This window comes from Planosporangium mesophilum (assembly GCF_016863255.1).
In the GTDB taxonomy this organism is placed as follows: domain Bacteria; phylum Actinomycetota; class Actinomycetes; order Mycobacteriales; family Micromonosporaceae; genus Planosporangium; species Planosporangium mesophilum.
The window spans coordinates 63,794-80,109 of sequence record NZ_BOON01000014.1; the positions used below are offsets into that span (position 1 = coordinate 63,794).

Genomic DNA, 16,316 nt, shown 5'->3' on the forward strand with positions numbered 1-16,316 from the left:
TCGGACGCCAGGGCCCCTCGTCGAGAGCGAAGCGCACGTCCGGCAGATCGGCGCGTCCCGGTTCGATTCCGTCGTCAGCCCCGTCGGTACCGGTTCAACGCCACTCCGGCGCCGGTGACGGAGGCCCGCGCCGTGACGTACGACCGGGACAGCCGGCGGACCATGGCCGCGCAGAAGAGGGCCTGACCGGCCGCGAGATCGATCACGTCGGCGACGACGGTCGTGGCGCGCGGCGCCGTCGGCGCGACACTGCTCAGCAGTGTGCCCACCGCGTGGCCCAGCGGCGGCAGCGACCGGCTCAGCCGGCCCACGTACGGGGCGGACTGCCGGACCAGGTCGCGCAGGCCCGGTGTGGCGTTGCGGACGAAGCCGGCCACGCCCTCGGCCAGGGGTTCGGCGGCCGGAGCCGCGTCGGCGAGCAGCCCTCTGAGGTCGGGGGCGAGCCGGCGCAGCGTGTTGACCGCCGCGACGATCGGGACCAGCGCAGACACGGCGGGTACGACGGTGGCCTCGGAGGCGGTCGACGCCACGTACGCGAACCTGACGCCGTGCCGGCGCGCCACCTCGATCAGGTCCTCGTACTCGCCCCGGTGCTCCGCGAGCCGGGCGGAGTTGTAGGCGATGACGGTGCCGAAGCGCCGGGCGCCCGCGTCGGCGATCATCCGGTGGTACGCCGGTCGGCCCCGCCCGTACCACTGCGTGTCGTCCTGGTAGACCTCGACCACGTCGACGCCGAGCCGCCCGGCCAGCGTCAGGCAGGCCGCGCGCTGGAATCCGGCGCCGAGTTCGCGGCCTTCGGGGTCGTCACTGATCCGCAGGTACACCGCGGCCCTCATGCGCGTACCTTACGAAGCCCGCAGCGGTCCCGCACCTCGATCGGCCTGCCTGAATAGGTGCGGTCGCAACCGGTCCGCGCCCGGCCGGCACCGTGCCGGCAACGGGCGCGGGTTGCACTGGCGGCACGACACCGCACCCGGGAGGTTGCATGCTGTTCTCGTCACTGCTCGCGAAGTCGCTGGCCGCGAAGATCGCACTCGGCATCGCCGGTGCGTCGGTGGGCGCGACCGCCGTCGCCGCAGAGGTCGGCGCGCTGCCGCAGCCGATCCAGCAGGTGGCCTACCAGATTGCCGGCGCCGCCGGCGTACCGGAGCCCGGGGAGTCCGCGAGCCCGGAGCCGTCGGAGAGCCCCGAGCCGAAGCCGTCCGTCGAACCGAGCGGCCCAACGAGCCTGCCGTCGACGTCGCCTAGCACCAGCCCGGAGGCCGGGGAGTCGAAGTCACCGGAGCCGGAGCCATCGGAGTCGGAGAAGTCCGGCAAGCCCGACTGCCACTCGGGCAAGGACGACTGCGAGTGGCACTCGTCCGACAACGCGTCGGAAAGGTCCAAGCAGTCGCACAAGGCCGAGCCGAAGCCGGCGCCCAAGCCCGCGAAGTCGGAGTTCAAGAAGCCCGAGCCGAAGAAGTCGGACTTCAAGAAGCCCGAGCCGAAGAATTCGGTGTCGAAGAAGCCCGAGAAGAACTGAGATCTCGCAAGGCGGGACCCTGTGCGGCCTCCCCGTGGGGGATGGCGGCAAGGGTGCCACCTTGCGCGGATCTTGAGGAACAATCCTCAGGCGGCCAGCTTGGACAGTGCCGCCCGCAGCCGGGCCAGCGTCCGCTCGCGGCCCAGGACCTCCAGTGACTCGAACAGCGGCAGCCCCACCGACCGGCCGGTCACGGCGACGCGTACCGGCGCCTGTGCCTTGCCCAGCTTGAGCCCCCGCTCGGCGCCCACCGCCTCCAGCGCGGTCTTGAGCGACTCGGCGTCCCACGGCGCGTTCTCGAACGCGGCCACCGCGGCGCCGAGCAGGTCGGCGGAGCCCTCCTTCATCGCCTTCGCCCAGGCCGCCTCGTCGATCGCGGGCTCGGGCAGGAACAGGAAGTCGACGTTGGGCACGATCTCGGACAGGACCGCCACCCGGGTCTGCGCCAGCGGGGCGACGGCGGCGAACACCTTCGGGTCGAAGTCGCCCGGGTCCCACGGGGGAGCGGGCACCGGTGCGCCGCCGGGGGCCGCCGGGGTGCCGGTCAGCCACGGCTGGCAGGCCTCGGTGAACTCCTCCACACTCATCGCCCGGATGTACTCGCCGTTGAAGGCGCGCAGCTTCTTCTCGTCGAAGAAGGCCGGGGACGGGTTGACGTCCTCCAGGCGGAACTCCTCCTCGATGACCGACCACGGGACGATCTCCCGGTTACCCGACGGCGCCCAGCCCAGCAGCATCAGGTAGTTGCGCATCGCGTCGGCGAGGTAACCCTCGTCACGGTAGGACTCGAGGGCCACCTTGTCGCGGCGCTTCGACAGCTTCTGGCGCTTCTCGTTGACCACGATCGGCACGTGCGCCCAGATCGGCGGCCGGTGGCCCAGGGCCTCCCACAGCAACTGCTGCTTGGGCGTGTTGGGCAGGTGCTCCTCGGCGCGCATGACGTGGGTGATCCCCATCGTCGCGTCGTCGACGACGTTGGCGAGCAGGAACACCGGCGATCCGTCCGCGCGGGCGATGACGAAGTCCTCGATGTTGGCGTTCTCCGTGACGACCGAGCCACGGACCAGGTCCATGACGACGGTCTGGCCCTCGTCCGGGGTACGGAACCGCAGCGCCCGACCCGGCCCCGGCGGAAGGCCCCGATCGCGGCAGTATCCGTCGTAACCGGTGTACTGGTTGCCGGTGCGGGCCTGAACCTCGTCGCGGGTGCATTCGCAGTAGTACGCCCGGCCGGATTCGCGTAGCCGTTCGGCTGCTTCCCGATGCGCCCGGGCGTACGACGACTGGAAATACGGCCCCTCGTACGTGCCGCGTTCGATGCCGATCCAGTCGAGCGCGTTGAGGATGCCGTCGGTCCACTCCGGCCGGTTACGGGCGGCGTCCGTATCCTCGATACGCAGTACGAACACCCCGTCGTGCTGCTTGGCATAGATCCAGTTCTGGAGTGCCGAGCGGGCACCGCCGACGTGGAACATACCGGTGGGAGATGGCGCAAAGCGTACGCGTACGGTCACGGTTCCTACCTTATGGCGGTACCCACCGATGCCGCCAAGCGGGTTACTGTAGCGGGTCGCGGTCGTGGACCCGCATCAGTAGATTTGCGGGGCGGACGAGCGTGTGGTTTCGGGGAGGAAGCTCATGCACAAGTCGCCTCGTCGGGCGTCCATCCGGTTGGGGGCGGTCGCCGTCGTGCTGGCGCTGGCCGCCGCAGGGTGTTCGCAGGGCGGTGCGACCTGGCGACGGGCCGGTACGGCCGGCTCCTCCGCCGAGGGGGGCGGCGCCGGGAAGGCCGCGGGTGAGTTCAAGATCGTACCAGTGGCCAACACGAGCCAGGTCTCCGTGCTCGACCCCGTCACGGTGACGGCGGAGAGCGGGACGCTGGAGACCGTCACGGTCACCAACCCCGACGGCAAGCCGGTGGCCGGTGAGTTCGACGCCGCCCGCAAGTCCTGGCGCAGCACGGAGCATTTCGGGTACGGCAAGCAGTACACGGTCGCCGTGAAGGGCACCGGCGGCGGCGGGCAGCCGATCGAGCAGACCAGCACGTTCAACACGGTCAAGCCCAAGAACCAGACGATGCCGTACCTGCGGGCCAGCGACATGCACCTGCTCAAGGAGCGCTCCACCTACGGGGTCGGCCAGACGATCCAGGTCTGGTTCGACGAGAAGGTCCCCGACAAGGCCGCGGCACAGCGGTTGCTGGAGGTCAACACCAGCCCGCAGACCGAGGGCGCGTGGCACTGGTTCGGCTCGCAGCGGGTCGAGTGGCGCCCCAAGGAGTACTGGAAGCCGGGCACCGAGGTCACCGTGAAGGCCAACCTCTACGGCAAGGATCTCGGCCAGGGCCTCTACGGCCAGGCCGACGTGAACGACTCCTTCAAGATCGGCGACTCGCGGATCGCGATCGCCGACAACGACAGCAAGCAGATGAAGGTGTTCGTCAACGGCCAGATGGTCCGCCAGATGCCGGTCAGCCTGGGCAAGGGCGGCTACAACAAGACCGCCAACGGCGAGACCATCAACTACTGGACCAACGGCGGGCCGCACGTGGTGCTCGAGAAGGCGCCGGTGACCCGCATGAGCTCGGCGAGCTACGGGGTCAAGGACCCCAAGGACCCGAACTTCTACGACGAGCAGATCAAGCTCACCGTGAAGATCTCCGCCTCCGGCGAGTACCTGCACCTCGCCGACTGGAACGTCCCGGCCCACGGGCGTACGAACACGTCACACGGCTGCATCAACATCGGCCCGGCCAACGCGCAGTGGATCTATGACAACTTCGTGCCGGGGGACGTGGTCGACGTGAAGAACAGCCCGATCAAGCTCGCCCCGACCAACGGCATCGGCGCCTGGACCCTGAGCTGGGCCGACTGGACCAAGGGCAGTGCGCTGTAGTGCGGGTCAGCTCGACCGCGCGATGAGGTCGCGGTACCAGGCGTAGGAGGCCTTCGGCGTGCGCCCCTGCGTGTCGAAGTCGACGTGGACCAGCCCGAACCGCTTGGTGAAGCCCTCCGCCCACTCCCAGTTGTCCATCAGCGACCACAGGCAGTACCCGTCGACCCGGACGCCCGCGTCCATGGCGGCGCGGAGTGCGCGTACGTGGCCGTCCAGGTACGTGATCCGGTCGGTGTCCACGATGGACCCGTCCGGGCCCGGCCCGTCGTCGTAGCAGCACCCGTTCTCGGTGATCCAGATCGGCGGCAGCCGGTCGCCGTACCGTTGCTTGAGGGTCACCAGGATCTCGGTCAGCCCCTCCGGCACCACCGGCCACCCGAAGGCGGTCGTCGGGTACCCGGACAGCTGGGTCAGCTCGAACGGCAGCGGGCCGTCGTGGCCGGGCGCGCGGACGCCGGTCGGGTTGTAGTAGTTGACGCCGAGGGCGTCCAGCGGGGCGGAGATGACCTCCAGGTCGCCGTCCAGAACGATCGAGTCGAGGTCGGCGCCGGGCAGCCGCTCGACCCCGTCCGGGTACCGCCCGTGCAGCAGCGGGTCGGTGAACAGCCGGTTGTGGAATGCGTCGTAGACGGCGGCCGCGGCCCGGTCGGAGTCGTCGGCTCCTGCCCGGGTGCCGTCCGCGCCGACCGGCCAGGCCGGGCTGTAGTTGTTGGCGATCGACACCGCGCCGGTACCGTGCTGGCGGATCGCCGCGGCCGCGAGCCCGTGGCCGAGCAACTGGTGGTGGACCACGGGGAACGGGTTGTCGAGCAGTTGTACGCCCGGTGCGTGCAGGCCGAGCAGGTGCCCGAGGGTGAAGTGGATGATCGGTTCGTTGAGCGTCAGCCACAGCCTGACCCGGTCGCCCAGCGCCCGCGCGGCCAGGTCGGCGTACTCGCCGAACCGGGCGGCGGTGTCGCGGTTGGTCCAGCCGCCGGCGTCCTGGAGCGCCTGCGGCAGGTCCCAGTGGAACAGCGTGGCGGCCGGCTCGATGCCCCGTTCCAGCAGCGAGTCGACGAGCCGGTCGTAGAAGGCGAGGCCGGCGGGGTTGGCCGGGCCGGACCCGGTGGGCTGCACCCGCGGCCAGGCGATCGAGAACCGGTACGCCCGGACGCCGAGGTCGGCCATCAGCGCCACATCCTCGGCGTACCGGTGGTAGTGGTCGCAGGCCACGTCGCCGGTGGTGGCGTCGCCGATGCGGTCGGGCTGGTGGCTGAACGTGTCCCAGATGGACGCACCGCGACCGTCCTCGGTCACCGCACCCTCGATCTGGTACGACGAGGTCGACACGCCCCAGCGGAAGTCGGCGGGGAACTGGTCCATGTGCCCTCTCCTCACGCAACCGGTTTTAGCAATTCACGGCTCTCGCTATTGTGGGCTGGCTCACGATCAAGTTACTCTGCGGTAACCGCGTTACCGTCCGGTAACTTAATCGCTCCCCGGAGGCCTCCATGGCGCTGCGCTCCGTCGCCCTCGCTGTCCTCCTCGCCGGCACCGTCACCGCCCCGGCCACGCTGGTCGCCGGCGCGGCGCCGGCCGGCGCCGTCACGCCCGCTCCGATCACCGGCTTCCGCTACGTCGACATCACAGCGGCCGACGGGGTGGTGCTCAAGGCCAACGTCGTCGAGCCCGCGACGCCGGGCCGCCACCCGGCGATCGTGTTCATCAGCAGCTGGGGTCTCAACGACGGCGAGTACCTGGCGCAGGCGTCCGCGTTCGCTCGCCGCGGGTACGTCGTCCTCTCGTACACCGCCCGCGGTTTCTACGGCTCCGGTGGGCAGATCGAGACCGCCGGGCCCAAGGACATCGCCGACGTGCGGTCCGCGATCGACTGGCTGATCGCCAACACGACGGCCGACCCGGCCCGCATCGGCTCGGCCGGCGTCTCGTACGGGGCCGGCATCAGCCTGATCGCCGCCGCGTTCGAGCCCCGGATCAAGTCGGTCGTCTCGCTGAGCGGCTGGACCGACCTGGTCGCCTCGCTGTACGGCAACGAGACCCGCCGCCCGCAGGCCGTGTACCTGCTCAAGGCCGCCGCCCAGCTGACCGGCCGGCCGAGCCCCGAGCTGACCCAGATCATGGACTCGTACTTCGCCAACGAGAAGATCGACCGGCTCATCGCCTGGGGCAAGGTACGGTCGGCGGCCACGTACGTCGACGCGATCAACCGCAACCGCCCGGCGATCCTGATGGCCAACTCGTACGGTGACAGCCTCTTCCCGCCCAACCAGCTCGTCGACTTCTTCGGCCGGCTGAGCGGGCCCAAGCGGCTGGAACTGGCGCCCGGCGACCACGCCGTGGCCGAGGCGACGGGCCTGCTCGGACTGCCCAACCACGTGTGGGACAGCACCGCCAGGTGGTTCGACCGGTACCTGGCGGGCCGGCCCAACGGCATCGACACCGAGCCGCCGGTCGTACTGCGCCGCCTGAACAGTACGGCCGTCGAGCAGTACCCGGACTGGGCGCGGGCGAGCGCTCCCGCCCGGCGCTGGTACCTGGGCGGGCCGAGCGGGCTGATCCCGACCGGCCCGCTGGCGCCGGCCGCGCCGGGCGACTGGTCGCAGCAGATCTGGACCGGCTACGACACCACCGCGGACGCCGGGGTGGTGATGCTCAGCAACGGCCTCACCGCACTGACCGGGGTGCAGCAGACCGTCGCTCTGGGCACGGTCAGCCGGCGCTACGGCGGGGTGTGGCTGTCCGACCCGTTCGCCGCCGGCGGCGCGATCCGGGGCCGCCCGCGGCTGCACCTCACGATCACGTCACTGGTGCCCACGGGAACGCTGGTGGCCTACCTGTACGACGTCGACGCCCTGGGCGTCGGCCGGCTCGTCACACACGAACCGATCACGTGGCTGAGCGCCCCGTCCACCCTCGACCTGCAGATGCAGGCCACCGCGTACAACGTGCCGGCCGGCCACCGGCTCGCCCTGGTACTGGACACGAAGGATCCGCTGTACTTCGACGGCAACCCGGCCGGCATGGCGATCAAGGTGGCCGGCCCGTCGTGGTTCGACGTCCCGCTTCGTTGACGGTTCCGCGATCTTGGGCACTTGGCGGGCGGGTAGGCCCGCCAAGTGCCCAAGATCGGTCAGGAATCGCCGCCGGTCTCGCCGACCGGGGCGGCGTTCACGTCGTCGATCGCGTACTTCTTGGCCGCCTCGGCCGGAGCCGACGCCCGGACCTCGCCGCGGCGGGCGAGCTGGCGAAGCGTCGCCACCACGATCGACTCGGCGTCGACGTGGAAGTGACGGCGCAGCGCGTGCCGGGTGTCGGACATGCCGAACCCGTCGGTGCCCAGCGAGGTGTAGTCGCCCGGCACCCAGCGGGAGATCAGGTCCGGTACGGCCCGCATGAAGTCGCTGACCGCGACGACCGGGCCGCCGCTGGACTCGGACAGCCGCTGGGCCACGTACGGCACCCGCTCGTCATCGCCGGGGTGCAGCAGGTTGTGCTCCTCGGCGGCCACGGCGTCGCGCCGCAGCTCGGTCCAGGAGGTCGCCGACCACACGTCGGCGGCCACGCCCCAGTCCTCCGCCAGCAGCTGCTGCGCCTTCAGCGCCCACTGCATCGCGACCCCGGAGGCCAGGATCTGCGCCCGCGGGCCTTCCGTCGCTCCGGCGGTGCTGTAGCGGTACAGGCCGCGCAGCATGCCCTCGACATCGACGTTCTCCGGCTCAGCCGGCTGGGAGATCGGCTCGTTGTAGACGGTGAGGTAGTAGAAGATGTTCTCCGGGTCCTCGCCGTACATCCGCCGCAGCGCGTCCTCGACGATGTGCGCGACCTCGAACCCGAACGCCGGGTCGTAGGTCACCACGGCCGGGTTGGTCGCCGCGAGCAGCAGCGAGTGCCCGTCCTCGTGCTGAAGGCCCTCGCCGTTGAGCGTGGTCCGGCCGGCGGTCGCGCCGAGCAGGAAGCCCCTGGCCATCTGGTCGGCCGCCGCCCACAGCCCGTCGCCGGTGCGCTGGAAGCCGAACATCGAGTAGAAGACGTAGACCGGGATCATCGTCTCGTTGTGCGTCGCGTACGACGTACCCGCGGCCGTGAACGACGCCACCGAGCCGGCCTCGTTGATGCCCTCGTGCAGGATCTGCCCGGTCTCGGACTCGCGGTAGGACAGGAACAGCTCCCGGTCGACCGGCGTGTAGTTCTGCCCGAACGGCGAGTAGATCTTCGCGGTCGGGAACATCGCGTCCATGCCGAAGGTCCGCGCCTCGTCCGGGATGATCGGCACCCAGCGCTTGCCGATGTTCTTGTCCTTCATCAGGTCCTTCAGGAGCCTGACGAAGGCCATCGTGGTGGCGACCTTCTGCTTGCCCGAGCCCTTCTTGATCGAGTCGTACGCGTCCTTGCCCGGCAGCGCGAGCGGGATCGTGGTGGTACGCCGCGACGGGACCCCACCGCCGAGCTGGCGGCGACGCTCCCGCATGTACTCCATCTCGTCGGAGTCCTCCGCCGGCTTGTAGTACGGCGGCAGGTACGGGTTCTCCTCGAGCTGCTTGTCCGGGATCTCCAGGTAGAGCCGGTCGCGGAAGAGCTTGATGTCGTCGAGGGTCAGCTTCTTCATCTGGTGGGTGGCGTTGCGGCCCTCGAAGTGCGAACCGAGCGTCCAGCCCTTGATCGTCTTGGCCAGGATGACCGTCGGCTGCCCGGTGTGCTCCATGGCGGACTTGTACGCCGCGTACAGCTTGCGGTAGTCGTGGCCGCCGCGCTTGAGGTTCCAGATCTCGTCGTCGGACAGGTTCTCGACCATCTTCCTGGTCCGCGGGTCGCGGCCGAAGAAGTGCTCGCGGACGTACGCGCCGGACTCGGCCTTGTACGTCTGGTAGTCACCGTCCGGGGTGACGTTCATCAGGTTGACCAGTGCGCCGTCGGCGTCCGCGGCGAGCAGCGGGTCCCACTCGCGGCCCCAGACGACCTTGATGACGTTCCAGCCGGCGCCCCGGAAGAACGCCTCCAGCTCCTGCATGACCTTGCCGTTGCCCCGGACCGGGCCGTCCAGCCGCTGCAGGTTGCAGTTGATCACGAAGGTGAGGTTGTCGAGCTCCTCGCGGGCGGCCACGCCGATCGCGCCGAGCGAGTCGACCTCGTCCATCTCGCCGTCGCCGAGGAACGCCCAGACGTGCTGCTGGCTGGTGTCCTTGATGCCGCGGTGGTGCAGGTACCGGTTGAACCGGGCCTGGTAGATCGCGTTCAGGGGGCCCAGGCCCATGGAGACCGTCGGGAACTCCCAGAAGTCGGGCATCAGCCGCGGGTGCGGGTACGACGGCAGGCCGCCGCCCGCGTGCGACAGCTCCTGGCGGAACCCGTCGAGCTGGTGGTCGGTCAGGCGCCCCTCCATGAAGGCCCTCGCGTAGATGCCGGGGGAGGCGTGGCCCTGGAAGTAGATCTGGTCGCCGCCGCCGGGGTGCTCCTTGCCACGGAAGAAGTGGTTGAATCCGACCTCGTAGAGGCTCGCGGCGGACGCGAACGTCGAGATGTGACCGCCGACACCGATCTCCGGGCGCTGCGCGCGGTGCACCAGCATCGCGGCGTTCCACCGGATGTAGGCCCGGATGCGCCGCTCCACGAACTCGTCGCCGGGGAACCACGGTTCGCGCTCCGGCGGGATCGTGTTTATGTAATCGGTCGTGGTCAGGGGAGGGACCCCGACCTGACGCTCCCGGGCGCGCTCGAGCAGTCGCAGCATGACGTACCGCGCGCGCTTGGCTCCCCGCTCGTCGACGACGCCGTCCAGGGACTCGACCCATTCATTGGTCTCGTCCGGGTCGATGTCAGGCAACTGGCTGGGTAGGCCGTCGCTGATAACCGGGCGCTTGCGTTCGGTGGACACAGGCGTTCCTTAGGTTTGTGTCTGGTAAGGCTCTCCGACCATCCTGCATGGTTTACGGGGTGCCGTCACGCGGGCCCGCAGACAAAATAGGACGATTGCCAAATGTACTCATCAGTAATAACGGTTCGGACGGGCTCCATGCCCACAGTTCGGGACATCACCGGTGAGGCAGCCGAGTTCGTTTCGGGGCACGGTGACGGATTGCTCCATGTATTCGTACCGCACGCCACCGCCGGAATTGCGATCATCGAGACCGGTGCCGGTAGTGACGAGGATCTCCTGCTCGCCCTCGACGCCGCGCTGCCCGCCGACGACCGGTGGCGGCACCGCCACGGCTCGCCCGGGCACGGTCGCGACCACGTCCTGCCGGCGTTCGTCGCGCCGTACGCGACGCTCCCGGTCGTCGGCGGCAAGATCGCTCTCGGTACCTGGCAGTCCATCTGCCTGGTCGACCCGAACGGCGACAACCCGACGCGGCAGGTGCGCTTCTCGTTCCTGGCGGGATGAGCGTCCCGACAGGGTGAGCTTGCGGTTCCCGGCCGCCCGAGGGCTCCACGATCAAGCCTGACGGGTCCACGATCGAGGTGGATGGGGAAGGGGGGTGACCGTGGATCGGGACATCGATGCCCGCACTGGCACGGGCGGCGAGGTTTCGGACATGCTGTCCGTCGTGACCACGCCTCAGGATCTCGACGAGCGTTTCCGGGCGGTCCTCGGCGGGATGAGTCCGGCGGAGGAGAAGCGCGACCCGGGCGATCCGGTACGTCAGGGCACGACGCTGACCGGCGCGCAGACCCGCGAGCTGTTCGAGGCGCAGCTCGCCAGCCGCCACCTGGACCTCGCCGCCCGCTGGCTGCGCAGCTTCGGCGAGGGGTACTACACCATCGGCTCGGCCGGCCACGAGGGGAACGCGGCGGTGGCCGCCGCGCTGCGGCCGACGGACCCGGCGCTGCTGCACTACCGGTCGGGCGGGTTCTACTGCGCCCGGGCCGCCCAGGTGCCCGACAGTGATCCGATCCGCGACGTCCTGCGCGGCATCGTCGCCTCCGTGAAGGAGCCGATCGCCGGTGGGCGCCACAAGGTCTTCGGCAACGCCGACCTGAACGTCATCCCGACCACCTCGACCATCGGCTCCCACCTGCCCCGGGCCGTCGGCGTCGCGTACGCGATCGAGCGCGGCCGGCGGGTGTCCCGGCTGGGCGCGCAGGCCACGGGCTGGCCCGGCGACGCGCTGGTGCTCTGCTCCTTCGGCGACGCCTCGGTCAACCACGCCAGCGCCCTGGCCGGCCTCAACACCGCCGGCTGGTCGGCACACATCGGGCTGCGGCTGCCGCTGCTGTTCGTCTGCGAGGACAACGGCATCGGCATCAGCGTGCGGTCGCCCGAGGGCTGGATCGAGCAGTCGTTACGGGGCCGGCCGGGCCTGCGGTACTTCGCCGCCGACGGCTGCGACCCGGCCGCCGCGTACGACACCTGCGCGGAGGCGGCGGCCTGGGTGCGCCGGACGCGGCGCCCCGCCGTCCTGCACCTGTCGATGGTGCGGCTGATGGGCCACGCCGGCGCCGACGCCGAACTGGGGTACCGCAGCCGCGCCGAGATCGCCGCCGACCTGGAGCGCGATCCACTGGTGGCCACCGCCTCGCTGCTGGTCCAGGCCGGCCTCGCCACCCCCGCCGAGCTGCTCACCCGGTACGACGAGGTCGGCTGGGAGGTGCGCCGGGTCGCGGAGGAGACCCTCGCCGAGCCCAAGCTCGCCACGGCCGGGGAGGTGACCAGCGTGCTTGCGCCGCGCCGGCCGGCACGCGTCGCCCGCGCCATCTCCGACGCCGCGACGCGGCTGGCCGCCCCGGCGGTCGAGGTCGCCGACCTGCCGCCGGACGAGGAAGAGCCCCAGCCCGCCGCAACGGGCACCGCCGTCGCCCGGGCGCTCGGCGGCATCGGGGTGCCCAGCAGCGCCGCCCGCATCGGCGCCTTCGGCGGCCGGCTCCCGGAGGAGGCCGGCGGGCTCACCCTCGCCCAGACGATCAACGCGACGCTGACGGACGCGCTCCTCGCGTACCCGCAGATGGTCGTCTTCGGTGAGGACGTCGCGGCCAAGGGCGGCGTGTACGGGGTGACGAAGGGGCTGCGCGACCGGTTCGGTCCGGGCCGCGTCTTCGACACGCTGCTGGACGAGACGTCGATCCTCGGATTGGGGCTCGGCGCCGGGCTGGGCGGGATGCTGCCCGTACCCGAGATCCAGTACCTGGCGTATCTGCACAACGCCGAGGACCAGTTGCGCGGCGAGGCCGCCACCATGCAGTTCTTCGCCAAGGGGAGCTACCGCAACCCGATGGTGGTACGGGTCGCCGGCCTGGCCTACCAGTCCGGCTTCGGCGGCCACTTCCACAACGACAACTCGGTCGCGGTGCTGCGCGACATCCCCGGCCTGGTCGTCGCCGTACCGTCGCGGGCCGAGGACGCCGGTCCGATGCTGCGGACCTGCCTGGCGGCCGCGGTGGTCGACGGTACGGTCTCCGCGTTCGTGGAGCCGATTGCGCTCTACCACACCCGTGACCTGCACGCCGACGGCGACGGCCAGTGGCTGGGGGAGTACCTGCCGCCCGGGCGCTGGCCGGGTTCCCACGTCCCGATCGGCCGGGCCCGGGTGTACGACCACGATCTGTCCCAGGACCTGACGATCATCACCTTCGGCAACGGCGTCCGGCTGTCGCTACGGGCCGCCGCGCGGCTGGCCGCCGAGGGGATCGGCTGCAAGGTGGTCGACCTGCGTTGGCTGTCGCCGCTGCCGGTCGCGGACATCATCCGGGAGTCCTCGTCCACGGGGCGGGTCCTCGTCGTGGACGAGACCCGGCGCAGCGGCGGCGTCGGCGAGGGCGTGCTCGCGGTCCTGGTCGACACGGGATACGTGGGGGTCGCGCGGAGGGTTGCCGCAGTAGACTCGTTCATTCCGCTAGGTCCGGCCGCGGCGCACGTCCTGGTGTCCGAGGACCAGATCGTCCAGGCGGCGAGGTCGTTGCTGGCGCGCTGATTTTCCTGCTCGTTCGGCGAGTTCGTTCGGCGAGCCACTTGCGCCGGGAGCCTCAACTGTGTGGACTACGCGCTAACAGCGTCCACGACCGCGCCCGGGAAGTGGATACTGCTGCGTAGACGTGACAAGACAGGGAGGCACCAGACAGTGAACGCGACCGCGGGCCAGGCCGACGTGAAGAGCCTGGCGGACCGGTTCGGGATCGAGCCGGGCATGGTCGTTATGGAGATGGGGTACGACGATGACGTCGACGAAGATCTCCGCGACGCGCTGATTGACCGGTGTGGCGAACTGGTGGACGAGGACACCGACGAGGTGGTCGACGCCGTACTGCTGTGGTGGCGTGACGGTGACGGTGACCTGGTCGAGACGCTGATCGACGCGCTCGGACCGCTGACAGACAACGGCGTGGTGTGGCTGCTCACGCCCAAGGCTGGGCGCGACGGGCACGTCGAGCCCAGCGAGATCAACGAGTCGGCGCCGACCGCCGGCCTGCAGCAGACGTCCACCGTCAACGCCGGCAAGGACTGGACGGCCGCCCGTCTGGTCGTCCCGAGGGGTGCCCGGGTCAAGCAGCGCTGAGTTCGCCCGTCTGGAGGACCGCCGGCCCGTACGCGGCCGGCGGCCGGTCTTGGCGTGCCCGTATCCTCGGTGCGACTGTTTGATGTCCGACCACGTTGGTCGACTGTTCCTGCGACCGTAGGAGAAGGCATGCCGATCGAGGTAGGTGCGCAGGCGCCCGACTTCGTCCTCAAGGACCAGAACAACCAGGACGTCCGGCTCGCGGATTTCCGGGGTGAGAAGAACGTGCTCCTGGTGTTCTACCCGCTCGCGTTCACTGGTATCTGCCAGGGCGAGCTGTGTCAGGTGCGCGACAACATCGGTGATTTCCAGAGCGACAGCGTCCAGGTGCTGGCGATCAGCGTGGACTCGGTCTTCGCCCACAAGGTCTGGGCCGAGCGGGAGGGCTTCGAGTTCCCGCTGCTGTCGGACTTCTGGCCGCACGGCGAGGTCGCCCACGCGTACGGGGTGTTCAACCGCGACAAGGGCTTCGCCAACCGCGGTACGTTCGTGATCGACCGGGACGGGATCGTCCGTCACGCCGAGATGAACGAGCCGGGAGAGCCCCGTGACCAGCAGGCCTGGCGGAAGGCGCTGGCCGAACTGGCGTGACCTGGGCACCTCCACCAGGATCACCGCTCTCCCCATGATCACCGCTTCCCCCATGATCACCGAGAGTTGTGGGCGTCATGGCGCCGCAAAGTCTCGGTGATCATGGTGGAGTGGTGTGCCGCGCAGGAGGTATTCTCGCGCGGCAAGGTAAGCTAACCGCCGTTTGGGTGCGTAGCTCAGTGGAAGAGCACTCGCCTTACAAGCGAGGGGTCGCTGGTTCGAACCCAGCCGCGCCCACCGATGATGGCCCGGGTATCCGCCCGGGCCATCCCGCTTTTGTGCAACCCCCCCGGTTGAACGGGGCCTGCCCTGCCCAGGTGAAGTGCTGCCGGATCTCGGCGCGTCCCTCCAGTCGCAGCGCACGATCATGAAGGTCAACAGGGGGCGCGCTCCGGCCTTTGCCCGCCGGTAGCCTGCTCGCCGTGGATCACCTGCTCGGGACGGTCGGGACGGCGGTCGGCGTGTTCGCCGGGACCAACGTCGACGACCTCATCGTGCTGACCGTGTTGTTCCTGTCGTCGAGGGCGAGCGGCAGACCCAAGGGATGGCAGATCTGGGCGGGACAGTACGCGGGTATCGGCGTACTGGTCGCCGTCTCCGTCCTGACCGCGCTGGGTCTGACGATCGTTCCCGATCGGTGGGTCGGTCTGCTCGGTCTCATGCCACTCGGCCTGGGCGTACGGGGTCTGGTCAAGGCGATCCGCGCGCACGGCGACGGCGAGCAGTCGAACCCGGCGGTCGCCACCGGCCTGCTCTCGATCGCGGGCGTGACGATCGCCAACGGTTCGGACAACGTATCGGTCTACACGCCGATCTTCCGTACCGCCGGGCCGGGCGCGACCGGCGGTACGGTCGCGGTGTTCGCGGTGCTGGTGGCGGTGTGGTGCCTGGCCGGCTCGTGGCTGGGCTCGCACAAGAAGGTCATCGAGGTGGTCGAGCGGCTCGGGCACTGGATCGTGCCCGCGGTGTTCATGCTCATCGGTGGGCTCATCGTCGTCGGGTCCGGCGTGATCGGAAGGGTGTTGTCCTTGGGGTAGCCACGGCGTGGGTTTCCGGGGCAGGTACGTGGTCCATCGCGGCGAGCCACTGCTGGCCAAGGTGCTGCCCGACGTCACCGCGCTCCACGATGCGACGATCTATGCTGCCCGCATGGGTACCTGGCAGGTCCTCCTGCTTTCCGTGGTGGCCGGCATCCTCGTCGGCATGGGGGTCGGCGCCGGCAGGGCGGTGTGGCGCCGGTTCAAACGGCGTGACAACCGGGCTGGATAGGCGCGGCGACGGCCGGTTCACCGGCAGACGCCAGGCTGCTCCGCCGCGGCCGCAGCGGCTTCCGGTATCGGTGCCCGCTCGGTCGGCGGCACGACCAGTACCGGACAGCGCGCGTGTACGGTCACGTCCTGACAGACCCGGCCGAGCAGCAGCGGTGACCCCCTACCGGGTTGGCCGGCGCCGATGACGATCAGGCCGGGGCCGCGCGCCGCTTCGAGGATGACCGTGGCGGGGTCGCCGTACACGACCTTGCAATCGGTGACCACAGCCGGCGCGACGTCGGCGACCAGGCGGTCGATGTGCTGTTGCAGGTCCCGTCTGACCGCGGATTCGCGCGCCGCCTGGGTGGCGGCCGTCTGGCCGATGGCGGCCTCGAACGCGGGTCCGGGGGTGTAGTCGGACGTCCCGAGCGCGTGCACGACACAGAGCGGGAGCGCCCGGCGGGACGCCTCGCGCAACCCCTCGGCGAGTACGGTCCAGTCGTCGTCGCCGTCGCCGGTGAGGCCGACGACGATCAGTTCGGACCGGCGTTCCTCACTCATCGCCTGCCACCT

The 16,316-nt window shown here is 70.2% G+C and carries 14 protein-coding genes and 1 tRNA gene; 10 read left to right on the top strand and 5 right to left on the bottom strand.

What is annotated here, in order from left to right:
* Positions 1-74 precede the first annotated feature (74 nt).
* A complete protein-coding gene (locus Pme01_RS07445; RefSeq protein ID WP_168117295.1) occupies positions 75-836 on the bottom strand; it encodes a recombinase family protein in 762 nt (253 codons plus the stop codon).
* Positions 837-985: 149 nt separating this feature from the next.
* Here Pme01_RS07445 and Pme01_RS07450 point away from each other — a divergent pair, with 149 nt between their 5' ends.
* The gene (locus Pme01_RS07450; protein ID WP_168117296.1) at positions 986-1,522 is read left to right on the top strand and encodes a hypothetical protein; all 537 of its coding nucleotides are present in this window, start codon (positions 986-988) and stop codon (positions 1,520-1,522) included.
* A gap of 86 nt (positions 1,523-1,608) precedes the next feature.
* Here the strand turns inward: Pme01_RS07450 and gltX are convergent, their stop codons facing one another.
* Complete coding sequence (gene gltX, locus Pme01_RS07455; protein ID WP_168117297.1) at positions 1,609-3,036, bottom strand: glutamate--tRNA ligase; 1,428 nt, start codon at positions 3,034-3,036, stop codon at positions 1,609-1,611.
* 124 nt (positions 3,037-3,160) lie between these two features.
* On the opposite strand from gltX, the gene Pme01_RS07460 reads away from it, so the two are divergent.
* Positions 3,161-4,417, top strand: coding sequence for a L,D-transpeptidase family protein (locus tag Pme01_RS07460; protein WP_168117298.1), 1,257 nt, complete (start codon positions 3,161-3,163; stop codon positions 4,415-4,417).
* 6 nt (positions 4,418-4,423) lie between these two features.
* Here the strand turns inward: Pme01_RS07460 and Pme01_RS07465 are convergent, their stop codons facing one another.
* Positions 4,424-5,779: a GH1 family beta-glucosidase gene (locus Pme01_RS07465; RefSeq protein WP_168117299.1), complete on the bottom strand. Its 1,356-nt coding sequence runs from the start codon at positions 5,777-5,779 to the stop codon at positions 4,424-4,426.
* Positions 5,780-5,907: 128 nt separating this feature from the next.
* On the opposite strand from Pme01_RS07465, the gene Pme01_RS07470 reads away from it, so the two are divergent.
* Positions 5,908-7,488, top strand: coding sequence for a CocE/NonD family hydrolase (locus Pme01_RS07470; RefSeq protein ID WP_168117300.1), 1,581 nt, complete (start codon positions 5,908-5,910; stop codon positions 7,486-7,488).
* A gap of 59 nt (positions 7,489-7,547) precedes the next feature.
* Here the strand turns inward: Pme01_RS07470 and aceE are convergent, their stop codons facing one another.
* A complete protein-coding gene (gene aceE, locus Pme01_RS07475) occupies positions 7,548-10,289 on the bottom strand; it encodes a pyruvate dehydrogenase (acetyl-transferring), homodimeric type (protein WP_168117301.1) in 2,742 nt (913 codons plus the stop codon).
* A 102-nt stretch (positions 10,290-10,391) separates the two neighbouring features.
* Here aceE and Pme01_RS07480 point away from each other — a divergent pair, with 102 nt between their 5' ends.
* The 7 genes from Pme01_RS07480 (at position 10,392) to Pme01_RS07510 (ending at position 15,762) form a co-directional block, all read left to right on the top strand.
* Positions 10,392-10,796 carry a YjbQ family protein gene (locus Pme01_RS07480; protein ID WP_168117302.1) on the top strand — a complete coding sequence of 135 codons (405 nt, stop codon included), beginning with the start codon at positions 10,392-10,394 and terminating at the stop codon, positions 10,794-10,796.
* Positions 10,797-10,947: 151 nt separating this feature from the next.
* Positions 10,948-13,320 (top strand): thiamine pyrophosphate-dependent enzyme, encoded by a 2,373-nt coding sequence (locus Pme01_RS07485; RefSeq protein WP_168117303.1) that lies wholly within the window; start codon positions 10,948-10,950, stop codon positions 13,318-13,320.
* Positions 13,321-13,467: 147 nt separating this feature from the next.
* Positions 13,468-13,902: a DUF3052 domain-containing protein gene (locus Pme01_RS07490; protein WP_168117304.1), complete on the top strand. Its 435-nt coding sequence runs from the start codon at positions 13,468-13,470 to the stop codon at positions 13,900-13,902.
* Positions 13,903-14,031: 129 nt separating this feature from the next.
* Positions 14,032-14,493 (top strand): peroxiredoxin, encoded by a 462-nt coding sequence (locus Pme01_RS07495; RefSeq protein WP_168117305.1) that lies wholly within the window; start codon positions 14,032-14,034, stop codon positions 14,491-14,493.
* Between the two features lie 165 nt (positions 14,494-14,658).
* A tRNA-Val gene (locus Pme01_RS07500) sits at positions 14,659-14,730 on the top strand.
* A 185-nt stretch (positions 14,731-14,915) separates the two neighbouring features.
* Positions 14,916-15,530 carry a cadmium resistance transporter gene (locus Pme01_RS07505; RefSeq protein ID WP_203935484.1) on the top strand — a complete coding sequence of 205 codons (615 nt, stop codon included), beginning with the start codon at positions 14,916-14,918 and terminating at the stop codon, positions 15,528-15,530.
* 7 nt (positions 15,531-15,537) lie between these two features.
* On the top strand, positions 15,538-15,762 hold the full coding sequence (locus tag Pme01_RS07510; RefSeq protein WP_168117306.1) for a hypothetical protein: 225 nt from the start codon (positions 15,538-15,540) through the stop codon (positions 15,760-15,762).
* A gap of 17 nt (positions 15,763-15,779) precedes the next feature.
* On the opposite strand, the gene Pme01_RS07515 is transcribed toward Pme01_RS07510, so the two are convergent.
* A complete protein-coding gene (locus Pme01_RS07515; RefSeq protein WP_168117307.1) occupies positions 15,780-16,304 on the bottom strand; it encodes a universal stress protein in 525 nt (174 codons plus the stop codon).
* Positions 16,305-16,316: the final 12 nt, after the last annotated feature.

Bases quoted from the DNA above. Each gene is read 5' to 3' on its own strand.
- Pme01_RS07470 (WP_168117300.1), top strand. From the start codon at position 5,908: ATGGCGCTGCGCTCCGTCGCCCTCGCTGTCCTCCTCGCCGGCACCGTC.
- Pme01_RS07480 (WP_168117302.1), top strand. From the start codon at position 10,392: ATGTACTCATCAGTAATAACGGTTCGGACGGGCTCCATGCCCACAGTT.
- Pme01_RS07460 (WP_168117298.1), top strand. From the start codon at position 3,161: ATGCACAAGTCGCCTCGTCGGGCGTCCATCCGGTTGGGGGCGGTCGCC.
- Pme01_RS07515 (WP_168117307.1), bottom strand. From the start codon at position 16,304: ATGAGTGAGGAACGCCGGTCCGAACTGATCGTCGTCGGCCTCACCGGC.
- Pme01_RS07450 (WP_168117296.1), top strand. From the start codon at position 986: ATGCTGTTCTCGTCACTGCTCGCGAAGTCGCTGGCCGCGAAGATCGCA.
- Pme01_RS07485 (WP_168117303.1), top strand. From the start codon at position 10,948: ATGCTGTCCGTCGTGACCACGCCTCAGGATCTCGACGAGCGTTTCCGG.
- Pme01_RS07495 (WP_168117305.1), top strand. From the start codon at position 14,032: ATGCCGATCGAGGTAGGTGCGCAGGCGCCCGACTTCGTCCTCAAGGAC.
- Pme01_RS07445 (WP_168117295.1), bottom strand. From the start codon at position 836: ATGAGGGCCGCGGTGTACCTGCGGATCAGTGACGACCCCGAAGGCCGC.
- Pme01_RS07465 (WP_168117299.1), bottom strand. From the start codon at position 5,779: ATGGACCAGTTCCCCGCCGACTTCCGCTGGGGCGTGTCGACCTCGTCG.